This is a genomic window from Amycolatopsis sp. TNS106 (genome assembly GCF_019330265.1).
GTDB classification, from domain to species: Bacteria; Actinomycetota; Actinomycetes; order Mycobacteriales; family Pseudonocardiaceae; genus Amycolatopsis; species Amycolatopsis lurida.
In genome coordinates, this window is sequence record NZ_CP024972.1 from 7,996,037 (window position 1) to 8,015,784 (window position 19,748).

General features: G+C 69.0%; 23 protein-coding genes. 15 read left to right on the forward strand and 8 right to left on the reverse strand.

The window, feature by feature from the left end; all coding sequences use genetic code 11:
- Window positions 1–2: 2 nt before the first annotated feature.
- Window positions 3–1,307, reverse strand: a complete 1,305-nt coding sequence (locus tag CVV72_RS37045; protein WP_219148933.1) for a nicotinate phosphoribosyltransferase — start codon at window positions 1,305–1,307, stop codon at window positions 3–5.
- Window positions 1,308–1,381: 74 nt separating this feature from the next.
- On the opposite strand from CVV72_RS37045, the gene clpS reads away from it, so the two are divergent.
- The 7 genes from clpS to CVV72_RS37080 all read left to right on the forward strand — a co-directional run bounded on the left by clpS (window position 1,382) and on the right by CVV72_RS37080 (window position 6,074).
- The gene (clpS, locus tag CVV72_RS37050; protein WP_005165655.1) at window positions 1,382–1,681 is read left to right on the forward strand and encodes an ATP-dependent Clp protease adapter ClpS; all 300 of its coding nucleotides are present in this window, start codon (window positions 1,382–1,384) and stop codon (window positions 1,679–1,681) included.
- A complete protein-coding gene (locus tag CVV72_RS37055) occupies window positions 1,678–2,235 on the forward strand; it encodes a DUF2017 domain-containing protein (protein WP_034308812.1) in 558 nt (185 codons plus the stop codon). The genes clpS and CVV72_RS37055 overlap by 4 nt, the downstream gene beginning before the upstream one ends.
- On the forward strand, window positions 2,232–3,224 hold the full coding sequence (locus tag CVV72_RS37060) for a P1 family peptidase (RefSeq protein ID WP_219148935.1): 993 nt from the start codon (window positions 2,232–2,234) through the stop codon (window positions 3,222–3,224). The genes CVV72_RS37055 and CVV72_RS37060 overlap by 4 nt, the downstream gene beginning before the upstream one ends.
- Before the next feature lie 121 nt (window positions 3,225–3,345).
- Complete coding sequence (locus CVV72_RS37065; protein ID WP_016336788.1) at window positions 3,346–3,762, forward strand: Mov34/MPN/PAD-1 family protein; 417 nt, start codon at window positions 3,346–3,348, stop codon at window positions 3,760–3,762.
- Window positions 3,763–3,833: 71 nt separating this feature from the next.
- The gene (locus CVV72_RS37070) at window positions 3,834–4,106 is read left to right on the forward strand and encodes a MoaD/ThiS family protein (protein ID WP_005165659.1); all 273 of its coding nucleotides are present in this window, start codon (window positions 3,834–3,836) and stop codon (window positions 4,104–4,106) included.
- A 3-nt stretch (window positions 4,107–4,109) separates the two neighbouring features.
- Complete coding sequence (locus tag CVV72_RS37075; RefSeq protein ID WP_219148937.1) at window positions 4,110–5,060, forward strand: PLP-dependent cysteine synthase family protein; 951 nt, start codon at window positions 4,110–4,112, stop codon at window positions 5,058–5,060.
- A gap of 300 nt (window positions 5,061–5,360) precedes the next feature.
- On the forward strand, window positions 5,361–6,074 hold the full coding sequence (locus CVV72_RS37080; protein ID WP_219148939.1) for an aspartate/glutamate racemase family protein: 714 nt from the start codon (window positions 5,361–5,363) through the stop codon (window positions 6,072–6,074).
- Here the strand turns inward: CVV72_RS37080 and CVV72_RS37085 are convergent.
- Window positions 6,035–6,907 carry an arylamine N-acetyltransferase gene (locus CVV72_RS37085; RefSeq protein WP_219148941.1) on the reverse strand — a complete coding sequence of 291 codons (873 nt, stop codon included), beginning with the start codon at window positions 6,905–6,907 and terminating at the stop codon, window positions 6,035–6,037. The two genes, CVV72_RS37080 and CVV72_RS37085, sit on opposite strands and share 40 nt — an antisense overlap.
- 91 nt (window positions 6,908–6,998) lie before the next feature.
- Here CVV72_RS37085 and CVV72_RS37090 point away from each other — a divergent pair, with 91 nt between their 5' ends.
- The 5 genes from CVV72_RS37090 to rdgB are packed head-to-tail and all read left to right on the forward strand — an operon-like array spanning window position 6,999 to window position 10,658.
- Window positions 6,999–7,655, forward strand: coding sequence for a rhomboid family intramembrane serine protease (locus tag CVV72_RS37090; RefSeq protein ID WP_219154372.1), 657 nt, complete (start codon window positions 6,999–7,001; stop codon window positions 7,653–7,655).
- On the forward strand, window positions 7,652–8,458 hold the full coding sequence (gene murI / locus CVV72_RS37095) for a glutamate racemase (RefSeq protein WP_007028257.1): 807 nt from the start codon (window positions 7,652–7,654) through the stop codon (window positions 8,456–8,458). The genes CVV72_RS37090 and murI overlap by 4 nt, the downstream gene beginning before the upstream one ends.
- A 30-nt stretch (window positions 8,459–8,488) precedes the next feature.
- Complete coding sequence (locus CVV72_RS37100) at window positions 8,489–9,256, forward strand: MBL fold metallo-hydrolase (RefSeq protein WP_219148944.1); 768 nt, start codon at window positions 8,489–8,491, stop codon at window positions 9,254–9,256.
- Between the two features lie 23 nt (window positions 9,257–9,279).
- The gene (rph, locus tag CVV72_RS37105; protein WP_125673747.1) at window positions 9,280–10,056 is read left to right on the forward strand and encodes a ribonuclease PH; all 777 of its coding nucleotides are present in this window, start codon (window positions 9,280–9,282) and stop codon (window positions 10,054–10,056) included.
- Entirely contained in the window at window positions 10,053–10,658 is a 606-nt protein-coding gene (gene rdgB / locus CVV72_RS37110) for an RdgB/HAM1 family non-canonical purine NTP pyrophosphatase (protein WP_219148946.1), read from the forward strand. The genes rph and rdgB overlap by 4 nt, the downstream gene beginning before the upstream one ends.
- A gap of 52 nt (window positions 10,659–10,710) precedes the next feature.
- Here rdgB and bcp read toward each other — a convergent pair whose 3' ends face one another.
- The 3 genes from bcp to CVV72_RS37125 form a co-directional block, all read right to left on the reverse strand.
- Window positions 10,711–11,187: a thioredoxin-dependent thiol peroxidase gene (bcp, locus tag CVV72_RS37115; protein ID WP_219148948.1), complete on the reverse strand. Its 477-nt coding sequence runs from the start codon at window positions 11,185–11,187 to the stop codon at window positions 10,711–10,713.
- A gap of 27 nt (window positions 11,188–11,214) precedes the next feature.
- Window positions 11,215–11,760 carry a hypothetical protein gene (locus CVV72_RS37120; RefSeq protein ID WP_219148950.1) on the reverse strand — a complete coding sequence of 182 codons (546 nt, stop codon included), beginning with the start codon at window positions 11,758–11,760 and terminating at the stop codon, window positions 11,215–11,217.
- Between the two features lie 202 nt (window positions 11,761–11,962).
- On the reverse strand, window positions 11,963–12,145 hold the full coding sequence (locus tag CVV72_RS37125; RefSeq protein WP_034308775.1) for a hypothetical protein: 183 nt from the start codon (window positions 12,143–12,145) through the stop codon (window positions 11,963–11,965).
- 201 nt (window positions 12,146–12,346) lie between these two features.
- On the opposite strand from CVV72_RS37125, the gene CVV72_RS37130 reads away from it, so the two are divergent.
- The gene (locus CVV72_RS37130; protein ID WP_255632382.1) at window positions 12,347–13,234 is read left to right on the forward strand and encodes a glycoside hydrolase family 25 protein; all 888 of its coding nucleotides are present in this window, start codon (window positions 12,347–12,349) and stop codon (window positions 13,232–13,234) included.
- Between the two features lie 449 nt (window positions 13,235–13,683).
- Here CVV72_RS37130 and CVV72_RS37135 read toward each other — a convergent pair whose 3' ends face one another.
- Together CVV72_RS37135 and CVV72_RS37140 are read right to left on the reverse strand one after the other, a co-directional pair.
- On the reverse strand, window positions 13,684–13,845 hold the full coding sequence (locus tag CVV72_RS37135) for a hypothetical protein (protein WP_219148953.1): 162 nt from the start codon (window positions 13,843–13,845) through the stop codon (window positions 13,684–13,686).
- Between the two features lie 7 nt (window positions 13,846–13,852).
- Complete coding sequence (locus tag CVV72_RS37140) at window positions 13,853–14,794, reverse strand: LysR family transcriptional regulator (protein ID WP_219148955.1); 942 nt, start codon at window positions 14,792–14,794, stop codon at window positions 13,853–13,855.
- Between the two features lie 163 nt (window positions 14,795–14,957).
- Between CVV72_RS37140 and dnaE the strand changes: the two genes are divergently transcribed.
- The gene (gene dnaE, locus CVV72_RS37145) at window positions 14,958–18,437 is read left to right on the forward strand and encodes a DNA polymerase III subunit alpha (protein ID WP_370641982.1); all 3,480 of its coding nucleotides are present in this window, start codon (window positions 14,958–14,960) and stop codon (window positions 18,435–18,437) included.
- Here the strand turns inward: dnaE and CVV72_RS37150 are convergent.
- Window positions 18,409–18,918, reverse strand: coding sequence for a DinB family protein (locus CVV72_RS37150; RefSeq protein WP_219148958.1), 510 nt, complete (start codon window positions 18,916–18,918; stop codon window positions 18,409–18,411). The two genes, dnaE and CVV72_RS37150, sit on opposite strands and share 29 nt — an antisense overlap.
- Before the next feature lie 54 nt (window positions 18,919–18,972).
- Here CVV72_RS37150 and CVV72_RS37155 point away from each other — a divergent pair, with 54 nt between their 5' ends.
- On the forward strand, window positions 18,973–19,746 hold the full coding sequence (locus tag CVV72_RS37155; protein WP_219148960.1) for an aminotransferase class IV family protein: 774 nt from the start codon (window positions 18,973–18,975) through the stop codon (window positions 19,744–19,746).
- Window positions 19,747–19,748 lie beyond the last annotated feature (2 nt).

Here is a 19,748-nt window from a genome sequence, read left to right on the forward strand (position 1 = left end):
CTTTAGACGAATACGGTCGGGATGGCGGGCTCCCCGTGCGAGAGCTTGAGGCCTTCCCACGGAAGGCTCACCAGCGCCCGCCGAAGCCGCTGGCGCGCGTCGTCCAGCGTGGGCAAATCATCCACCGTCCGGCCGTCCCGGACCAGCGGAATCTGCAATTCGTGGTCGTTCGGTCCCTGTTCCGGGACCTCGGAGCCGGCCGTCCAGATCACCTCTTCGACGGCGGTGCCGGTCTCGCGGTGCCGCCGCAGCGCGGATTTCCTGCCGCCGCGCGATTCCTTGTGCGCGCTGCGCTTGGCGACCGGCCTGCCGTCGACCTCGACGAGCTTGTAGACCATCCCGGCGGTCGGCGCGCCGGAACCGGTGACGACCGAGGTCCCGACGCCGTACGCGTCGACGGGTTCCGCCCGCAACGCCGCGATGGCGTGCTCGTCGAGGTCGCCCGACACCACGATGCGGGTGTCCTTGGCGCCGAGGGCGTCCAGCTGCTCGCGGGCCTTGCGCGCCAGCGGGCCCACGTCGCCGGAGTCGATGCGGATCGCGCCGAGTTCGGTCCCGGCCACCCGGACGGCCGTTTCGATGCCCTTGGTGATGTCGTAGGTGTCCACCAGGAGCGTGGTGTCGGTGCCCATCTTGTCCACCTGCGCGCGGAACGCCTGTTCCTCGCTGTCGTGCAGCAACATGAACGCGTGCGCGACGGTGCCCCGCGTCGGGATGCCGTAGCGGCGGCCGGCTTCGAGGTTGGAGGTCGTGGCGAAGCCCGCGAGATACGCGGCCCGCGCGGCGGAGACGGCGGCGTACTCGTGCGTGCGGCGGCCGCCCATTTCGATGATCGGCCTGCCGTGCGCGGCACCGGACATCCGCGCCGCGGCGGACGCGATCGCGCTGTCGTGGTTGAGGATCGAGAGGATCAGCGTCTCCAGCACGACGGCCTCGCCGAAGGAGCCGGTGACGGTCAGGATCGGGGAGCCGGGGAAGTAGAGCTCGCCCTCGGGGTATCCGTCGATGTTCCCCGAGAAGGAGTAGTCCGCGAGCCACGAAAGGGTGGCGTCGTCGACGACGGCCGTCGCTTCCAGCTGGCCCAGCTCGGCGTCGGTGAACCGAAAGTCGGCGATCGCGTCGAGGACCCGGCCCGTGCCCGCGACGACGCCGTAGCGGCGGCCGTCGGGCAGGCGACGTGCGAAGACCTCGAAGACGCACGGCCGGTCCGCCGTCCCGTCGGACAGGGCGCTGGCCAGCATGGTCAACTCGTAGTGGTCGGTGAGCAGCGCGGTGCTGGCGCCAGTGGCCGCCTCGGGGAAACCCATGGCACCAGCCTATTCACCCACATGGCCGGACCTGCCAGCCCATACCGGAACGGGCCCGTGACACCATGGAGTGCATGTCCACGCCTGTCGCATCCGAGCAGACGCAGGTTGATCCACAGGGAGTAGAGGTCGTCTCTGAGGACAAACCCTGGCGGACGGTCGTCTGGAACGATCCGGTGAACCTCATGTCGTACGTGACGTACGTGTTCCAGAAGCTGTTCGGTTACAGCCGGGACCACGCGACGAAGCTGATGCTCGACGTGCACCAGAAGGGCAAGGCGATCGTGTCGTCCGGTTCCAAGGAGAAGGTGGAGACCGACGTCGCGAAGCTCCACGCGGCCGGCCTCTGGGCCACCATGGAGCAGCCTTCATGAACGGATGGCGCCGCAAGGGCGACACCATCGTCGCGGGGTTCGAGCAGCAGGAGGCCGCGGTGCTGCGCGGCCTGGTCAGCCAGCTCGAGGACATGCTCACCGCGCGCGCCGAAGAGGCGCCCCAGGACGAGTTGGCGGAGCTGACCGGGATCCGGATGGGCCCGACCGAATCGCCGGACGACCCGGTCCTGTCCCGGCTCCTGCCGGACTTCCACAAGCTGGACCCGGACAACCCGACCCGCGAGGACATCGACTCCGCCGCCGCGATGCGGTCGATCCACGAGCCCGAGCTGCTGGACAAGAAGGTCGGCGTCGCCAAGATCGTGCTGGACACCCTCCCGCGTGACGGCGGGAACGTGCGGCTGACCTTCGAGCAGGCCGACGCGTGGCTGGGCGCGCTCAACGACGTCCGGCTCGCGCTGGGCACCGCGCTCGACGTCACCGAGGACATGCCCGACGAACTGCCCGAAGACGATCCCCGTGCGCCGCATCTCGGCGTCTACCACTGGCTCACCTGGGTGCAGGAAACCCTCATCCAGTCGCTGACGTCATGATCACCGACGTCCCGGGGGTGCTGGTCGGGCACCACGAGCGGGTCGGCGACGGCTGGTCGACCGGGACGACGGTCGTGCTGGTCCCCGGCGGCGCGGTCGGGGCCGTCGACCAGCGCGGTGGCGCGCCCGGAACGCGCGAGACCAATCTGCTGGAGCCGGAGAACCTGGTCCAGCACGTCAACGCGATCTGCCTGTCCGGTGGGAGCGCGTACGGCCTGGCCGCCGCGGACGGCGTCATGCGCTGGCTCGCCGAGCGGAATCTGGGCATCCCGGTGGGGACCGAACCGCACGAGGTGGTGCCGATCGTGCCCGCCGCGGTGCTGTTCGACCTGCCGCGCAGCGAGTGGGGAAACCGTCCGGACGCATCCTTCGGTTACGCGGCCTGCGAAGCGGCTGTCGGGGGTCCGGTCGCGCTCGGGACCGTCGGTGCGGGAGCCGGGGCGAAGGCGGGATCACTCAAAGGCGGGATCGGGACGGCCTCGGAGAAGGTCGGGGAGTTCACCGTCGGCGTCGTCGCCGCCGTGAACGCCGCCGGCGAGGCCGTGGACATCTCGACGGGCCGCGCGTACGCGGCGGATCACGAGGTCGACGGTGAGTTCGGCGTCCGCTGGCCCGATCGGCCGGGCGACGTCGAGGCGAAGGCCGCGGGGCTCAACACGACCATCGGCGTGGTCGCGGTCGACGCGGCGCTGTCGAAGGCGGAGGCGCGGCGGCTCGCGGTGGCCGCGCAGGACGGTCTCGCCAGGGCGGTGCGGCCCGCGCACACGATGTTCGACGGCGACACGGTGTTCGCGCTGGCGACCGGCGACCGGGAACTCCCCGGTGGCGCGGGCCCCGTCGCGGCGGCTCGGCGCGCGATGGTGCTGGACACGCTGTGCTCGGCGGCCGCGAGGGTCTTCGGGCGGGCGATGGTGCACGGAGTGCTCTCGGCCACTTCGGCGGGAGGCATGCGCGCCTACCGCGACGTCTGGCCTGAAGCCTTCTCCTGACCACGCGATTCGCCACCTGCTTGCGCTCCTTGCGCGTGCAACTACCGCAAGCAGATGCCGAATCGCGGGTGCCGAGTGGCGGCGATCTCAGAGTGTGGACCGGCCCCGTCCAGCACCTAAGATGGGCGACGTGCTCCGGATCCGCCGTGAACTCGTCGACGAGATCGTCGCCCATGCCCGTCGTGACCATCCCGACGAGGCGTGCGGGGTGATCGCCGGTCCCGAGGGATCGGACAGCCCCGAGCGATACATCCCCATGCTGAACGCGGCGCGCTCGCCGACGTTCTACGAATTCGACTCGGGCGATCTGCTCAAGCTCTACCGCGAGATGGACGCCAACGACGAGGTCCCGGTGGTCATCTACCACTCGCACACCGCGACCGACGCCTACCCGTCCCGCACCGATGTCTCGTACGCCTCGGAACCCGACGCGCACTACGTGCTCGTTTCCACCAAGGACCCCGATTCGCACCAGTTCCGGTCGTACCGGATCGTGGACGGGGAGATCACCGAGGAGCCCGTCGAGATCATCGGCTGAACCGGGCCCGGGAATAACCCGGCCCGACCAGAACGTCTGCGTAGCAGAGAACCCACCGGAGGTAGAAAACCATGGCCGTGACCGTGTCCATCCCGACCATCCTGCGTACGCACACCGGCGGCGAGAAGTCCGTCGAGGCGACCGGCAAGACCGTGCTCGAGGTGATCGACGACATCGAGTCCCGCCACGGCGGCCTCAAGGCCCGCCTGGTCAAGGAAGAGAAGCTGCACCGCTTCGTCAACGTCTACGTCAACGACGAGGACGTCCGTTTCTCCGGTGGTCTCGAGGCCGAGGTCAAGGACGGCGACACCCTGACCATCCTGCCCGCCGTGGCCGGTGGCTGATCGATGGCTCGCTTCGAGTCGCTGCTCGACGCGCTCGGCGGCACGCCGCTGGTCGGCCTTCCCCGGCTTTCGCCCACCCATGACGTGCGGTTGTGGGCGAAGCTGGAGGATCGCAACCCGACCGGTTCGATCAAGGATCGCCCCGCGCTGGCGATGATCGAGGCCGCCGAGCGCGAAGGCACGCTCCGGCGCGGCTCCACGATCCTGGAGCCGACGTCGGGCAACACCGGGATCGCGCTCGCGATGGCCGCGAAGCTCAAGGGTTACGGCCTGGTGTGCGTGATGCCGGAGAACACCTCGACCGAACGCAAGCAGCTTCTGCAGGCGTACGGCGCGCGGATCGTCTTCTCCCCGGCCGCCGGCGGGTCCAACGAGGCCGTGCGGCGGGCGAAGGAACTGGCCGAGGCCAACCCGGACTGGGTGATGCTCTACCAGTACGGCAACCCGGCCAACGCCGAAGCGCACTACCGCGGCACCGGGCCCGAACTGCTCAAGGACCTGCCGACCCTGACGCATTTCGTCGGCGGCCTCGGCACCACCGGCACCCTGGTCGGTGTCGGGCGCTACCTGCACGAGGCGAAGCCGGACGTGCAGATCATCGCGGCCGAACCACGCTACGGCGAGCTGGTGTACGGCCTGCGGAACCTCGACGAGGGCTTCGTCCCGGAGCTCTACGACGCGAGCGTGCTCAACGGCCGGTACTCCGTCGGCGCTTACGACGCGCTTCGCCGGACGCGCGAACTGCTGGAGCACGAAGGAATCTTCGCGGGGATCTCGACGGGCGCCGTGCTGCACGCTGCGCTGGCTGTCGCCGAGAAGGCCGCCGCCACGGGGAAGCCCGCCGATGTGGCCTTCGTGGTCGCGGACGCGGGATGGAAGTACCTCTCGACGGGCGCGTACTCCGGCTCGCTCGACGAAGCGGCCGAAAGGCTCGACGGGCAGCTCTGGGCCTGACCAGCCACTCGCGCGGTGCTTGGCCTGGTCCGTGAAGGCCTCCTTGAGGGACCCAGAGTCCCTCAAGGAGGCCTTCACGGACTTGGTGATCGCGTGAGGGTCGAGTTTCCTCGGCTGAGCAGGGGCGGGGCCTTCGCGCGCCACTGCTGGGACAGGTGGTGTTGCCGGGGCTTCGGATGGCGATCGCGTTGTCCGTGAAGGCCTCCTTCCCTACCTTGAGGGTAGGCAAGGAGGCCTTCACGGACCTTCGACCGAACGGCCACGTCCAGGAGGCCCAGCGGCGCTGGCACGATGGCGCGTATGAAGGTCATCGGGTTGCTGGGCGGGATGAGCTGGGAATCGTCGGCCGAGTACTACCGGCTGGTCAACGAACGCGTCCGCGAGCTGCGCGGCGGGTATCACTCGGCGCGCACCGTGCTGTACTCCGTGGACTTCGCCGAAATCGAAGCGATGCAGGCGGAAGGGCGCTGGGACGACGCCGGACGGGAATTGAACCGCGCCGCCCTCGCTCTCGAAGCCGCCGGAGCGGACTTCGTCGTCCTGTGCACCAACACGATGCACAAGGTCGCCGACCAGCTCACCGACGGCCTGGGCGTGCCGCTCCTGCATCTCGCCGACACCACGGCGGCCGCGATCAAGGCCCGCGAAATCACCAGGGTCGGGCTCCTGGGCACCGGTTTCACCATGGCCCAGCCGTTCTACCGCGAACGTCTCGCCGCCCACGGTCTCGACGTGCTCGTGCCGGACGAGAAGGATCGCGAGACGGTGCATCGGGTCATCTACGACGAGCTCGTCCACGGTGTCGTCACGGAGGACTCCCGTGAGCGGTATCGCGAGGTCATCGCGCGACTCGTCGAGGCGGGCGCGGAAGGCGTGATCTACGGCTGCACCGAGATCGAACTGCTCGTCGGCCCCGAAGACAGCCGAGTGCCCACCTTTCCCACCACCAGGCTGCACGCCGAAGCGGCCGTGGACTACGCGCTGGGCAAGGCCTCCCTTCCTCCCACAGCGTGACGTTCGTGCTGGGCGACGGCCTGCCGCCACAGCCGGTCCTGTTCCTCGTCGGTGAAACCGCCGCGAGCCACGCCGAAGACGTCCTCGATCGCCGTCCACCACTCGGCCGGTGATTCCAGCACGGTCTTGCCGCCCGGCAGACCGCTCAAGGTCAGCGCGCGCAGCGAATCCACTCCCTCCGCGTCGCGCCGCTGCACCACCAGCGTGCGGACGAAGCCGGAGTCCTCGGCCGTCGACAGCTCGATGTGCTTTTCCGCGAAGTCGGCCATCACGGCCGCCTCCGGCGCGAAGTCCATCCCGACGAAACTGCCCTGCGGATCGTGGTCGAACCGCCAGCCGCCCGGCGTGACCTCCGAGGGCCGCATGCGGAACACCAGCGGCCCCTGCTTGTACTCGCCCTCACGCAGCGGGATCGGCTCGTGGATGCCGTCCCCGAGCCCGACGTCGACCAGCCATCCGGTCTCGGGCTCCTCCGGCAGCCCGGTCACCGTCAGCGCCAGGTGGTTGAGGTGGATCCCGGACGGTGCGCCCGGCATCTGTGCCCCGCTCGGATGCCGGGTGACCTGATAACCGAGTGCCCGCAGCAGGGCCGAGAACGCGCCGTTGAGGTGATAGCAGTAGCCGCCGCGGCCGGCGGCGATCCGGCCGAACGACACCGCCGGGTCCAGCGAGGTCACGCGACCGAGCTGGACTTCGAAATCCTCGTACGGCACCCGCTCCACATGAGCCTTGTGCAGCCGGAAGAGCGCGTCGAGGCTCGGCGGCTCGTGGTCGAGGCCGAGCCGCGCGAGGTAGGCGGGCACGTCGACGTGCTCGGAAGAAGGGAACCCCATGTGAGCGACCGTAGCGGCACCCACCGACAATTCAGGGTTCTCACGGAGGCGATCTCGCCGTTCGCCGCCGTAGCCTGTGGAGGTGACCACTTTGCCTTCCCAGCCGGTCCCGGCGAGCGAGCCCGGTGGCGATCCGGCCAAACGCGTCCTGCCGCCGAACCCGAGGGCCGCCGCGATCGTCGCACTGGCCTTCACCGCGCTGCTCTACCTGGTCGAGCTGGTCGACGTCGTCCTGCCCGCCGATCTCGATCAGAGCGGCGGCATCGTCGCCCGCGAGCTCTCCGACCTCGACGGCGTGCTCTGGGCGCCGCTGCTGCACGCGGGCTGGGGGCATTTGTTCTCCAACACCGTCCCGGTGCTGGTGTTCGCCTTCCTCGCGATGTCCGCGGGTATCGGCCGGTGGGTGCTGGTCACCGCGATCATCTGGGTTCTGTCGGGGATCGGTGTCTGGTTGATCGCGCCGGGGGGCACGGTGACCGTCGGAGCGTCCGGCGTCGCCTTCGGCTGGCTCGCGTTCCTGCTGGTCCGCGGCATTTTCAACCGTGCGGTCGGGCAGATCCTGGTGGCCGTGGTGTTGCTGGGCATCTGGAGCGGAATGCTCTGGGGACTGCTTCCGGGTGATCCCAACGTCTCCTGGCAGGGCCACCTGTTCGGCGCGCTGTCCGGCGTCTTCGCGGCCTGGTTGATGGCGCGGATGGACAGGTCCCAAGCCAGGAAAGCGACCGGTCCCGGTAGCCTCGCCGGGTGACCAAGCCGAGCGCCGACGCCCCCATCGGCGTCTTCGATTCCGGAGTGGGCGGGCTCACCGTCGCCAGGGCGATCCTGGAACAGCTGCCCGGTGAGCAACTGCGCTACGTCGGCGACACCGCCCGCAACCCATACGGTCCGCTTCCCATCGCCACCGCGCGGCAGTACGCGCTGGAAGCGCTGGACGACATCGTCGAAGGCGGGGTGAAGGCGCTGGTCATCGCCTGCAACACCGCTTCCGCCGCCTGCCTTCGCGACGCGAGGGAGCGCTACGACGTCCCCGTGATCGAGGTCGTCCTCCCGGCCGCGCGCCGGGCCGTGTCCGCGACGCGCTCCGGCCGCATCGGCGTGATCGGCACCGAGGGCACCGTGCGGTCGCGCGCCTACGACGACGCCTTCAACGCTGCGCAGGACGTCGAGATCACCAGTGTCGCGTGCCCGCGGTTCGTGGACTTCGTCGAACGCGGGATCACCACCGGGCGCCAGGTACTCGGGCTCGCACAGGGCTATCTCGAACCACTGCTGGACGCGCAGGTCGACACGCTGGTCATGGGCTGCACGCACTATCCGTTGCTGTCCGGGGTGCTGCAGATCGTCATGGGCCAGGACGTGACGCTGGTGTCCAGCGCCGAGGAGACCGCGCGTGACCTCGTGCGCGTCCTCACCGAGGCCGACCTCCTCGCCGAGCGCGACACCCCGCCGCGGCACGAGTTCGTCGCCACCGGATCCGCCGAGCCGTTCACCAGACTCGCTCAGCGGTTCATGGGCTTCGCTCCGGGTGTGCTGGCTCCCACCAGCGCCTAAAATCGCCGATTCCGTGCTTAAGGTGTCACAGTGCGTCTCACGATCCTCGGCTGCTCCGGCAGCATCCCCGGGCCCAACGCCGCCGCGTCCGGCTACCTGATCGAGGCGGACGGATTCGTCCTGGGGCTCGAGCTCGGCAACGGGACACTCGCCAGGCTTCAGGCGCTGCGCGACCCGTTCGACCTGGACGCGCTGATCCTTTCGCACCTGCACCCCGATCACTGCGCCGACGTCAGCGCGCTCACCGTGCTGCGGCGCTACCACCCCGCGCTGCCGTACCCGGCGAGGCCGCGGCGGCTGCCGGTGTACGGGCCGTCGGACGTGCGGGAGCGGCTCACCTACGCGTACGCGGCGAACGAGGACGAGCGGGCGACCACCGATCTCACGGACGTCTTCGCCTTCGAAACGCTGCGGTGCGAGCCCATGAAGATCGGGCCGTTCGAGGTCACCGCGGTCCCGGTCGACCATCCGACCCCGGCGTTCGGCCTGCGATTCACGCACGGCGGCAAGACCCTCGCCTACACCGGGGACACCGGCGTCTGCGACACCCTGACCGATCTCGCGGGCGGCGTCGACGTCCTGCTGTCCGAAGCGTCCTGGACCGACTCGCCCGACCGGCCCGCCGGCGTCCACCTGTCCGGTAAGGAAGCGGGGGAGCTGGGGCGCAAGGCCGGGGTCGGGCGGCTGCTGCTCACCCACGTCGCGCCCTGGACCGACCGCGACGCGGTCCTCGCCGAGGCGGCCGTCGCGTTCCCCGCGGCCGAGCTGGTCGAGCAGGGCGCCGTCTACGACCTCTGACCCGGGGTTCTAGAGTGACGGCCGTGGCGAGAAAAGACGGCAGGAACGACGACCAGCTTCGCGACATCAAGATCACCCGCGGCTTCCAGCGGTGGCCCGCGGGCTCGGTGTTGATCGAATTCGGCGACACCCGGGTGCTGTGCGCGGCGAGCGTCACCGAAGGCGTCCCCCGCTGGCGGGCCGGTTCCGGCCTCGGCTGGGTCACCGCCGAGTACGCGATGCTGCCGTCGGCGACCAACACCCGCAGCGACCGCGAATCCATCAAGGGCCGCGTCGGCGGCCGCACCCACGAGATCTCCCGGCTGATCGGCCGGTCCCTGCGCGCCTGCATCGACCTGGCGGCGCTGGGGGAGAACACGATCGTCATCGACTGCGACGTCATCCAGGCCGACGGTGGCACCCGCACGGCCGCGGTGACCGGCGGTTATGTCGCGCTCGCCGACGCCGTCACCTGGCTCGGCGCGGCGGGCCGCCTCGCTGACCCGCAGCCGCTTTCGTCTTCGGTGGCCGCGGTGAGCGTCGGCGTCGTCGACGGCCGGGTGCGCCTCGACCTGCCCTACGAGGAGGACTCGCGCGCGGAGGTCGACATGAACGTCGTCGCCACCGACACGGGCACCCTGATCGAGGTGCAGGGCACCGGCGAGGGCGCCACCTTCGCGCGGTCCACTTTGGACACCATGCTGGACGTGGCGCTCGCGGGCTGCGAGGAACTGACGCGGTTGCAGACCGAGGCGCTCGCGTTGCCGTACCCCGGTGAACTGCCCGAGCCGCGTCCGGACAAGAAGAAAGGCGCGAAGTGACCAAGCTGCTCCTCGCCACCCGCAACGCGAAGAAGCTCGGCGAGCTTCGGCGCATCCTGGTCGCCGAAGGGATCGAGGGCGTCGAGGTCATCGGCCTCGCCGACGTCCCCGAGTTCCCCGAAGCGCCCGAAACCGCTCCGGACTTCGAAGGCAACGCGCTCGCCAAGGCTCAGGACGCGGCCGCCGCGACCGGCCTCCCGGCCATCGCCGACGATTCGGGCATCGCCGTCGACGCGCTCAACGGCATGCCGGGCGTGCTTTCGGCACGCTGGTCGGGCAAGCACGGCGACGACGAGGCGAACCTGGATCTCGTGCTCGCGCAGCTGTCCGACACACCCGACGAGCGCATGGGCGCCGCTTTCGTCTGCGCGGCCGCGTTGGTCGTGCCCGGCGGTGACGAAACCGTGGTGCGCGGCGAATGGCGCGGCTCGCTGATCCGGGAACGCCGTGGCACCAACGGTTTCGGCTACGACCCGATCTTCGTGCCCGAGGGCGGGACGCGGACTTCCGCGGAGCTGGAGCCGTCCGAAAAGGACGAAGCTTCGCACCGGGGGAAGGCCTTGCGGGCGTTGGTGGGAGAGCTGCGCAAGCTGGCGGGCTGAGGGCGTGGCGTGAAGCCACTTTCGCACCGTTGAGGTGGGAAAGTGGCTTTCGTCAGGACGCCAGGTCGAGATCCCGCAGCAGCTTCGCGACGTGCCCCGTGGCGCGCACGTTGTACTGCGCCACGGCGATCTTGCCCTCGGGGTCGACGACGAACGTCGAGCGGATCACGCCTTCGTAGACCTTGCCGTAGTTCTTCTTCTCGCCGAAGGCGCTGTACGCCTTGAGAACGGTCTTCTCCGTGTCGGACAGCAGCGGGAAGGTCAGCCCTTCCGCCTCGACGAACTTCGCGAGCTTCGCGGGCTTGTCGGGCGAGATGCCGAGCACCTGGTAGCCGGCGTCGTTGAGCTGCGCGAGGCTGTCCCGGAAGTCACAAGCCTGCTTCGTGCAGCCCGGCGTGCCGGCACTCGGGTAGAAGTACACGACGACCGATTTGCCGCGGAAGTCGCTGAGCTTGACGTCGTTGCCCTCGCTGTCGGGGAGGGTGAAGTCGGGCGCTTTGTCGCCGGGGGAAAGTCGCTGCTCGGTCATGACGCACACGGTAGCGAATCGGTGGCGTCAGACCTTTCCGCAGTACTTAGCGGCGACAGGCTCCGAGGGACTGGGCCGCACCTGCAGGCGCAGCCTCACCGGCCTGTCCGGCACGGCGAAGGCGAGATTCAGCTGGACCGACCGGCCGGGAGCCACGTCCTTGCCCGCGTCCGCGATGCCGTTGTAGCCCTGGACCGGGTCGACGACCTGTTTGACGGCGGAGGTCTCTCCGTCGACCTCGCCCGTCACGGACAGGCCGGAGAGCCGGTAGGTGCCCTCGCCCGCGTTCGTCACTTCGATGCCGAAAGCCACCGCGCGCGGGCTCTGCGGGTACGCCGACGCGCTGGGGCGGAAGGCTTTCGGCGCGGACACGGAGATCGTGACCCCGGTCGCGAACCGGTGCGGGGCACCGAAGGCGAGGTCGCCTTCCGCGTGCGTCGCGGCTAAGCCCTGCGCCGGAGCGTCCGCGCCGAGCACGGCGGCCCCTTTTTCCGGTGCCGGAACCCCGCACGCGGTCGCCAGCAGCAACGAGCAGGCGGCGATCAAGAGCTTCGGGGTGCGCGGGGGCGCCATGTGGGGTTACTCCAGTCGGCGGTGCGGGTGGGCCGTTCGAGGTAGGTATTAGTGCCGAAGAGTCCAGACTGACGGTCTTCCGCAGCCGAGAGGAGCGGCGAGGCCGGGTTGAGGCGCACCTGGTGTACAGCCGTGGCCGATCCGTGATCGGAAGGACACGACTAGTGACAGTCGTCACCTCGGTGGCACATCGCCGAGGGCGTCAGACGGCGAAGGCGAAGAACAGGATGAAGATCGCCAGACCGGACACCCAGGCCACGATCAACCAGCCGAAATCGCGCATCGGATCGACCGCCCGGCTTTCCTCGCCCGGGACGTAGACGCCACGCTCCTCGAACCAGTCGGCCCAACGGGTCAGCCAGCGAATGGGGCTTCGAGACGCCATGTCGTCACAGTACGGGTATGGACGTACCGCGTCAGCCGTGGAGGGGCCGCCCAAAAGGGCGAATCGGGCGCACTTGCTATCGCCCACTAGGCCCTTTTGCCCAACTGGTTCACCCGCCAGGCTGTAATGATGGCGCTGGGAATAGATATCTACAGTCGCTTCCAAACCGTTACCAATTGGCAGGCCGTCAAGGATCACGGCGTGACCTTCGTCTTCGTCAAGCTCACGGACGGCGGTGGACTGCCGAACGGCGGGCGCAACACCGGCGACGCGCTGGTGGCGGGCGCGAGGTCCGTGGGAATCCCGGTGGGCGGCTATCACTACGCTCAGGCGAGCCCCTCGCCCGAGGCGCAGGCCGACGTGTTCATCGCGGAGGTCCGGCGGCTCGGGGCGACCGGCTGCGTCCCGATGCTCGACCTCGAGGACAACCCGCCGGGTTCGGGGGCGCCGAACATCCCCGACGCGCGCAAGCGGGACTTCTCGATCAGGTTCTGCAACCGCGTGGCGGGACATGGGTTCCGGCCTGGGATCTACCTGAACAACTCACTCGCCAAGATGCTGCGTCCCGACCGGTTCGGCGTACGGGACCTCGTCATCTGGATCGCGCGCTACGGCGCCAGACCCGATGCCGCGGCGGGCCATTACGACGTGCATCAGTACTCGGACGCCGGCCGGGTCCCCGGTATCCGCGCGAGCAGTGTCGACCTCAACGAGTCCTACACGAACGCCCACTTGACCGGCGGCGGCGCCGCCCCGAAACGGAAGGCGACGACAGAACTCATGGAACGCAGGACCATTCCGGCCAGCATGGACACCACGTCGGTGCGGCTGCTGCTTTCGGGCAGCGAGACGGCCGCGATCATCGTGCGGCCGCGTATCGACGGCGACGGCATCACCGACTCGCCTGTCTACCAGGGGAATATCTACGCCTGGGGGAGCGACAAAGTCGGCATCGGCTACAACCCGATGGATCAGCACGGATTCGTCTCCAAGACGGTTTCGCACCGGCGCTACCGGCTGCCCGGCGCGGTGTGGGCGGACTTCGAGTACAGCTCGGCCGTGGACTTCGAGATCGACATCGTCGGCTGAGCCCGGATGTCCGTGAAGGCCTCCTTCACTACCCTCAGGGTAGGCAAGGAGGCCTTCACGGACATCCGGTTCGTGGCAGGATGGTCGGATGACGAACCTCCGAAAGGACCATGCCGCGTAGAGCGCCGGCGCAAGTCCGGCGAGAGCTGCGACTTCGACACCCGGCTGAAGCCGATGAGGGCTTTTCGCCCGCGCTCGCCGCCGAACTCACCCGGCTCGAACGTTCGCGGAGTTATCTCGGGCCCGGTGCGACACGGACCGCCCTCCGTCTCTGGCGGGAGTTCATCGCGAACCCGTACTGGCGGCTCCGGGTCGACAGTGTGGGCTGCGGTGTCTGGGAGTGTTGCGGTGATCCATGGCAGGCGAGGGAAATTCTCGAAGGCGTTGTGCTCGCTCTCCCGGCGCGAGTCGCCAAGGAGATGCGAAGGCACATCGCTCCCGAACCTTGATCAAGCGAAGGCGACGACCTGCCGGATCGCGGCGCCCCGCCGCATCCGGTCGAATCCCGTGTTGATCTCCGCCAAGCCGATCCGCCCGGCCCAGTAGAGAGCTATGAAGCGGGGATGTCGGGGGCCGCGATAGCTGCTGCGAAGCGTCTTTTCCTCGGCCACCAGGCCTTCACGGACCGGCGACCGCGCCCATGGCCTCCCGGTCCGACACCGGAAGCCACTGCCGCTCCGGATCGAAGGGCCGGTAGGCGGCGCGGACGTGCTCGATAAGCAGCCGCAGCGTGGGGTGCCGGTTCTCGTGCCGCCACAGCAGGGAGAACGGGTACACCGGCGTCGGCTCCACGAGCGGGATCTGGACGACGTCCGGATGCCAGGGCACGTGCATCTTCGCGCCGACGAAACCCAGCCTGTCCTTCGACGCCCCGATCACCTCGATGTGGTGTTCGAGCCCGAAGTTCGGGCCGTCGGTGTCGACCAGGATGCCGAACTCCGGGCACAGTTCCTGCCAGAACTCCGCCCATTCGCTGGCCCGCGCGTTGTAGGGCATCCACGCCGTCAGGCCGTCGAGTTCCCTCATCGCGACCCGGCGCCGCCGTGCGAGCGGATGCCGCCGTCCGACCAGCAGGTTCGCCGGCTCCAGATAGGCGGGGGTGCGGCCGATCGCGGGATCCGGCACGGTGCTGAGCCTGGCGAAGGCGGCATCGACGGACTCGGGCAGCAGGGACCGGCGTACCGCGCCCAGCCCGGGCGTGACGAGCTCCAGTTCGTCGTCGTGCTCGGCGTGGAAGGCCCGGATGACCTCCATGGTCGCCAGCCGCGTGCCGAGGACGTCGACGCGCAGCGCCCGCCGCCTGCCGTGCAGCCGTTCGACGGCCTGGTCCGCCAGGCTGATCAGGGCACGGGCGTGCTTCAGGAACTCCTCACCGTCTTCGGTCGGCTCGGCGCCGCCGCGCGTCCGCGACAGCAGCCGCACCCCGAGATCCGACTCGAGTTTCGCGACGCGCTTGGAGATCGCCTGCTGGCTGACCTCCAGCCGGATCGCCGCCTCGCTGAAGTACCGGTCGTCGGCCACCGCGACGAACGCGCGCACCGCGCCAAGGTCCAGCTCCACTGTGCCTCCACCTACAACTTTTGGTTGTCGACGGCCGCGTGTCGCTTGTTGGACAACACCGGCACACCAACGGTCCAATCGCCACTTCGGACCGGAATCGTACAACCGTGGGGAGTGACCGGTGGACTCCTTCGTGCACCTGCACGTTCATACCGAGTACTCGATGCTCGACGGCGCCGCCAAGATCGCGGCCCTGTTCGCGGAGGCCGAGCGGCTCGGCATGCCCGCGGTGGGCATGACCGACCACGGGAACATGTACGGCGCGGACGAGTTCTACCGGCAGTCCGTCCGGGCCGGGCTCAAACCGGTGATCGGCATCGAGGCCTACCTCGCGCCGGAGTCCCGTTTCCACAAGAAACCGGTGCTCTGGGGACGTCGAGGCGACGGCGGCGACGTCTCCGGTGGCGGCGCCTACACGCATATGACCCTGCTGGCGGAGAACGCGACCGGGTTGCGGAACCTGTTCAAGCTGTCCTCGCTGGCCAGCCTGGAGGGCTACTACCGCAAACCCCGGATGGACCGGGAACTCCTCGCCCGGCACCACGAAGGCGTCATCGCCACCACCGGATGCCCGTCGGGCGAGGTGCAGACCAGACTTCGGCTCGGCCAGCCCGGCGAGGCGCTCCAGGCGGCGTCGGACTACCGCGACATCTTCGGCGCGGACGGCTTCTTCCTCGAACTGATGGACCACGGGCTCCCGATCGAACGGTCCGTACGGGACGGGTTGCTGGACATCGGGCGCAGGCTCGGGCTGAAACCCTTGGCCACCAACGATTCGCATTACGTCACGCGGGATCAGGCCGCCGCGCATTCGGCGTTGCTGTGCGTCCAGTCCGGCAAGACCCTCGACGATCCCGGCCGGTTCAAGTTCGACGGCGACGGCTACTACCTCAAAGCCGCGGAGGAGATGCGGGAGTACTGGGACACGGAAGTCCCGGGAGCGGCCGATTCCACGCTGCTCATCGCCGAACGGATCGAGCCCTACGACGACGTCTACCGGCATGTCGATCGCATGCCGGTCTTCGAAGTCCCCGACGGACACGACGAGGAGTCCTGGTTGCGCGAGGAGGTCGCGGCCGGGCTTCGCCGCCGTCTGCCGGACGGCGTCCCCGAGGCGTACCTCGCCCGCGCCGACTTCGAGATCGAGGTGATCGCCGAGAAGGGCTTCCCGGCGTACTTCCTGATCACCGCCGACCTGATGAACCACGCCCGTCGCGTCGGCATCCGGGTCGGACCAGGCCGCGGCTCGGCGGCGGGCTCGCTCGTGGCGTACGCGCTCGGCATCACCAATCTGGACCCGATCGACCTCGGGCTGCTCTTCGAACGGTTCCTCAATCCGGAGCGGGTCTCCATGCCGGACATCGACATGGACTTCGACGACCGCCGCCGCGGGGAGATGATCCGGTACGCCACCGACAAGTACGGCGCCGAGCACGTCGCCCAGGTGATCACCTTCGGCACCATCAAGACGAAGGCGGCGATCAAGGATGCCGCGCGCGTCCACTATGGACAGAGCGGGTACGCGATCGCGGACCGGATCTCCAAAGCGCTCCCGCCGCCGGTCGCGGCGAAGGACATCCCGCTCGCCGGGATCGTCGAGCGGGACCACGAGCGGTACGCCGAAGCGGCGGAGGTCCGTGACTTGCTGGAAGGCGACGGCGAGGCGGCCAAGATCTTCGAGACCGCGCGCGGTCTCGAAGGCCTGATCCGCAACGCGGGGGTGCACGCCTGCGCGGTCATCATGTCGAGTGAACCGCTGCTCGACGCGATCCCGTTGTGGCGGCGGGACGACGGCGCGGTCATCACCGGCTGGGACTACCCGTCGTGCGAGGCCATCGGCCTGCTGAAGATGGACTTCCTCGGCTTGCGGAACCTCACCGTCATCGGTGACGCGCTCGACAACATCAAGGCCAATCGCGGCGAGGAGATCGATCTCGACACGCTCGGCGTCGAGGATCCGGCGACCTACGAGCTGCTCGCCCGCGGTGACAGTCTCGGCGTCTTCCAGCTGGACGGCGGTGCGATGCGGGATCTGCTGCGCAGGCTGAGGCCGACCGGATTCGGCGACATCATCGCGGTGAACGCGTTGTACCGGCCGGGTCCGATCGCGATGAACACGCACAACAACTACGCGGACCGCAAGAACGGCAGGCAGCCGATCGAGTCGATCCATCCCGAGCTGGCCGATCCGCTGCGCGAGATCCTGGCCGAGACGCACGGCCTGATCGTGTACCAGGAACAGATCATGCGGATCGCGCGGGACGTCGCGGGCTATTCCATGGGGCGCGCCGACGTGCTGCGCAAGGCGATGGGAAAGAAGAAGAAAGAGGTACTGGAAAAGGAGTTCGAGGGTTTCCGCGACGGCATGCTCGCCAACGGCTTCTCGCCTGAGGCCGTGCAGGCCCTCTGGGACGCGATCCTGCCGTTCGCCGGCTACGCGTTCAACAAGTCCCACGCCGCCGGCTACGGACTGGTCGGCTACTGGACGGCGTATCTGAAGGCGAACTACCCGGCCGAGTACATGGCCGGCCTGCTGACTTCGGTGGGGGACAACAAGGACAAGTCGGCGGTCTACCTCGCGGAATGCCGTCGGCTGGGGATCGAGGTGCTGCCGCCGGACGTCAACGAATCGGAGCTCCGTTTCTCCGCCGTGGGCGACGCGATCCGGTTCGGGCTGGGCGCGGTGCGCAACGTCGGTGCGAACGTCGTCGACTCGATCATCAAGACCCGTCGTGAGAAGGGGAAGTACGCGTCGTTCACCGACTTCCTCGACAAGTCGGAACTGGTGGCCTGCAACAAACGCGTCATCGAGTCCCTGGCCAAAGCGGGTGCTTTCGACTCGCTCGGGCATACGCGGCTGTCGATCCTGCGGGCGCACGAGGACGCGGTGGACGCCGTGGTGCCGCTGAAACGCAAACAGGCGATGGGCCAGTTCGACCTCTTCGGCCCGGGCGAGCAGAGCGAGGAGGGCACCTCACCGCTCGCGCATCTCAGGTTCGGCGACGAAGAGTGGCCCCGCAAGGAATTGCTCGCCCACGAACGGGAGATGCTCGGCCTGTACGTATCCGCGCATCCGCTCGACGGGGCGGAACACCTCCTGCGGGCGCACGCGCCGCGGCCGATCGCGGCGATCCTCGACAACCCGCCGCGCGAGGGTGAACTGGTCGTCGCCGGGATCGTCACGTCACTGGAGCGGCGGGTGAACAAGAAGGGCGAGCCGTGGGCGATCTGCACGATCGAAGATCTGGACGCCGCGCTCGAGGTGCTGTTCTTTCCCAAGGCGTATGCGCTGTTCGCGGCGGATCTCGCCGAGGACAACGCCGTCCGCGTCAGCGGCCGGGTGAACTGGCGGGAGGACAAGATGTCCGTGGTCGGCGGCGGGCTCGTTCCGCTCGATCTTTCGACGGCGGACGACGGGGAGCCGCCGTTGACCCTGCACGCGACCGCCGAGCGGCTGACCGAGGACGCGGTCCTCGAACTGAAGCGGACTCTGCTGGCACACCAAGGACGAACACCGGTCCGGGTGAAACTGGCCGAGACGGTGTACGCGCTCGACGACTATCCGGTCGCCGTCAGTTCGATGCTCCTCGGCGAGCTGAAATCCATCCCCGGCATCACACCGAGCCGCGCCGCAAAACCCTGAGCTGTCCGATCTCCGACACGTTCTTCATCAGCTCGGAGTTCACCCAGGCGACTGTGTGGGCGAAGGTCAGACGGGCGTCCTCGCCCCACGGATAGGCACACGGCGCGTCCAGGTCGGCGTCGGTCAACCGGTCCAGCACCGCCAGCCATTCCTCGCGAAGACCGCGTAGCCACTCGATGGTGGATTCCTCGCCGGGCCAGGTGATTTCCTCGCGCTCGCGCGGAGCCCGTCCGTTCGCGTGATCCAGCGCGACACTCCACCACCAGCCGATATGCCAGGTGAGCCAGGCGATCGTGGGGGCCGGGATCGGGTCGGGTTCGGTGTCGGCCCAGTCCGGGGTGCCGTCCGGCCGGATCGTCCAGCACAGGGCCGAGGGCTCCCAGCGGAAGTCCGCCTGTTCGAGATCGGCGAGGTGGTAATCGAACAACGACCAGGTCAGATCGAACTGCCAGCGCGACAGCTCGGTACGCGATGCGGGCACCCGCGGGATCCTTCCGCCGGGACACGGCGCCCGCAACCGGATTACGGTGCGGGCATGAGTCCTCATGTCGCGCAGCTGAACGGCCGGACGGCGACCGCCGAACAGCTGGCGCCGCTCGCCTTCGCCGGTTTCGCGCATTTCACGGCCATGCAGGTGCGGGACGGCCAGGTGCGCGGTCTCGACCTGCATCTGGGCCGGCTCCGGGCCGCCTCGCTGGAGCTGTTCGGCGACGCCCTGCCCGACGACCGGATCCGTTCGTATGTGCGCGAGGCGCTGAGATCCGGTCCGGCGGACGCGTCCCTGACCGTGACGATCCACCTGCCGGGTGACCTCGAAGTCCTGGTGCGCACCCGGCCGCCGTCGTCCGGTCCGGCGGGGCCGCTGGCACTGACGGCCGTGGAACACGAGCGCGCCCTCCCCGCCTTCAAGCACACCGGCGAGATGGCGAAAACGTACTACCGGCGGCAGGCCATCGGCGAAGGGTTCGACGACGCGGCGTTCGTCGACCGCCGGGGCAGGCTGAGCGAGGCGACGATCTGGAACCTCGCCTTCTGGGACGGCGATACGGTGGTGTGGCCCGACGCCGGACTGCTGCGGGGGACGACGATGGGTATCGTCCAGCGGCGTCTGGAGGGGATCGGTGTGCCGCAACGGGTCCAGGAGGTCACGCTCGCCGACCTGCCGGGGCTCGCGGGGGCGGTGGTCATGAACTCGTGGACGGCCGGGATCGCGGTGCGCCGGATCGGCCCGGCGGCGCTGCCTGACGCGCCGTCGTTCGTCGCGGCGCTGCACCAGGCTTACGAAACCGAACCACTCACGCGACCTTGAAA